5 protein-coding genes are annotated in these 2,498 nt (G+C 41.2%); 1 reads left to right on the forward strand and 4 read right to left on the reverse strand.

The window, feature by feature from the left end; genetic code table 11:
• Positions 1-229: hypothetical protein (locus tag H595_RS24475; protein WP_205623273.1), on the forward strand; the 229-nt coding region annotated here is incomplete at its 5' end.
• On the opposite strand, the gene H595_RS0119420 is transcribed toward H595_RS24475, so the two are convergent.
• The 4 genes from H595_RS0119420 to H595_RS24815 all read right to left on the reverse strand — a co-directional run bounded on the left by H595_RS0119420 (position 183) and on the right by H595_RS24815 (position 2,387).
• Positions 183-653, reverse strand: coding sequence for a hypothetical protein (locus H595_RS0119420; RefSeq protein WP_027672630.1), 471 nt, complete (start codon positions 651-653; stop codon positions 183-185). The genes H595_RS24475 and H595_RS0119420 overlap by 47 nt on opposite strands.
• A 97-nt stretch (positions 654-750) precedes the next feature.
• On the reverse strand, positions 751-1,197 hold the full coding sequence (locus H595_RS0119425) for a hypothetical protein (RefSeq protein WP_027672631.1): 447 nt from the start codon (positions 1,195-1,197) through the stop codon (positions 751-753).
• Between the two features lie 115 nt (positions 1,198-1,312).
• Positions 1,313-1,909, reverse strand: a complete 597-nt coding sequence (locus tag H595_RS0119430) for a hypothetical protein (RefSeq protein WP_051219999.1) — start codon at positions 1,907-1,909, stop codon at positions 1,313-1,315.
• Positions 1,910-2,006: 97 nt separating this feature from the next.
• Positions 2,007-2,387, reverse strand: coding sequence for an Imm41 family immunity protein (locus H595_RS24815; protein WP_084153665.1), 381 nt, complete (start codon positions 2,385-2,387; stop codon positions 2,007-2,009).
• Positions 2,388-2,498 lie beyond the last annotated feature (111 nt).

Consider the following 2,498-nt stretch of genomic DNA (forward strand, 5'->3'; position numbering starts at 1 on the left):
CGCAACACTCGATACGGGTGGTCAGTTACACCTTACCCGACAGGGACTTACACCCTGCAAGATGCATCAAGCTTTGCTTGACGCACTAACGCCCGGCTCACCGAGCAAATTTTTGATGGCGGCTTTTTTGCTGCGCAGCGCAAAAAAAGTGACAGCGGAAATTTGTCCGGTGCAGCCGTTTGTTAGAGCCATTTTTGTTTTGGTCCCGTCTTTTCGTTTAACCATGTAAGTGCACAACACATAAAAAGAGAACCCAAAACCAGAAAACTACTGGCAACGCTTACAATGAAAGCACTGTTATCAAAACCATGCTTATATGCGAGTAAGCCAATTGCTGTTGGTATGGCCCCTGCAATAGCTCTGTAAATACTGTGTATTGTAAAACCAACTTGATGTGAAAACCGATGCGCAGCACTAAAGAAATTGGACACTTGTTCTTTAGTTTTTAAAATGTTTTTGTTGATTGCCCAAATGAATAAATTCAATAAAAACAAGTAAAAGAAATAGATAACTACAGGATCACCTGGATTAAGCGCTGAAAGAGTTTTTACAACATCTGAACTTGGATTTGAATTAACCACTATAAGTAATGGCAATGCACCAATCAGCAGAGCAATCAGAATTTCCGATATCAATAGCTTGAGTATACTCACTGTGCCTCCTTGCTCTAACGCCCAAATTTAGCGCGGAAATCCGCGCAGCGGGTTGACGTCGCAGCCAGCGCTTTTTGCTGGCGATAATATTTGTTTGTTAGGCATAAATTACCACTGACTTGTATATGCCATAAATAATTAAGAAAAAACCTAAGACAAACGCCCAGATTGGTAATGCTCTTAGCATTATTACTTGCGCTTTTGTCTTACCTGGAAACTTTGCAGTGCCTGCAAATAGCGCCTGTTTTTTCAGGCCCTTAAAATTAAAAAAATTCTTTTCGGTATCCATTTCTATATGCGAAGTCAGTCGCCACATAATGAACTGATATATATGAGCAATCAGGAAACAACTCCACATAACTGTGGATGATACTTTTATGCCAAGGAAAGATGGTTCCTGAGTGTCAGACAGCACCAGTAATAAGGCAACTGAAAAACTCAACAACACATTTCTTCTATATAGCTGAGCATCCTTACTGAAATCATCAGGATCAGATACCGTTGCCTTTACTTCAACTTTTGGGACTTTGAGGTTATCAGCCATGTAAATCCTGTTTATGCCTAACGCCCGGCTCACCGAGCAAATTTTGTTGGCGGCTTTTTTGGAACAAAAAAGGTGACAATAAAATTTGTCCGGTGAAGCCGCTTGTTAGCCATATTTATGCGATTTGTTCAATTCTGCATTTTTGGCACAGAGGATAGTTATTAACTAACTCCGATATTTGTGATTTCATTTGAGAAAACGAAGTACCATACAAATAAAAAGCCGTTTCGGTTGGGCCTTGCCAGTAACTGTAGACCTTGCCATTACCTTGCGTAAGCCGATCAAGCTCACTGTACACATGGTTGGAGTCACTGTTTGCATATACCTCGGCGTCTAAATCGGTACCATTTAAGTAAATTGCTAATCCTTCTAAAGTACCAAACTCAATTTCGGAATCAGTGGCTTCTACTTTGATTTTTGACCCTTTTGGGACACCTATTTTTTCAAGTGATGATCTGATTAATTCGACAGTATCATCGGTTGAATTTTTAACCTGGATTTCTACATCACAATACTCGAGTTCGCCAGATTGGGATTGAAGAGTGCCACCACCAGAAACCTCACCGATAGAGTTTTTCGAGAGAATTTCATCAAGAGGATCTTCGTATATTTCACCTCTGTGCATTGGCTGAATACGAGCATTAATCGTAACCACAATAAACTCTGGTTCAACCTCTACCTTTTTTTCCTTTTTCTTGAATAATCCGAACAATGTTCGATCTCCTTTTTGTGGCTAACGCCGCAAGCAGCGGCGAGCGATAGCGAGTCCAGCACCGAAGGTGCGTTGCTGCCTTGCCTTGTTAAGTGCATTACCTGCTAGGGTCAAAGTAGTCGAAGCTATCATTCGGAATCATTTCACCTTTAAAAAAACCTTCAAAAACTAGCTGCACTCTTTCTCTGCGGTCAAATACCTGGTCAGAATCCAAGTCTTTAAAGGCGAAGAAGTCATTTTTGTTGTGGTGTGCTTCAAATGTCATCATTAGATAGCTAAAGATTCTAGCTATCGGCCAAGCAATCTCTCTAGGTATGCAATCGTCGTCGCCATGTTTTATTGCAAGGTCGTAGATCGCGTTATCTAGTTTCCAGTATTCATCATCGTCCCATATGTGAGACTCATGAAGTTTTGATATGAAAGATTGCTCATCAAATAACTCGCTTGATGCCCAATTCCTAAACAGATCTTCGATAATGTAATCTCCTGAGCACTATCGTGGTAGAACGACCCATTACTGAGCCGCCCCCACACAGATCCGGACGTGCGGAATTACCGCATCCGGCTCTTCAGTTATATATTCACTCGT

The sequence above is a fragment of the Rheinheimera baltica DSM 14885 genome (assembly GCF_000425345.1).
Classification (GTDB): Bacteria; Pseudomonadota; Gammaproteobacteria; order Enterobacterales; family Alteromonadaceae; genus Alishewanella; species Alishewanella baltica.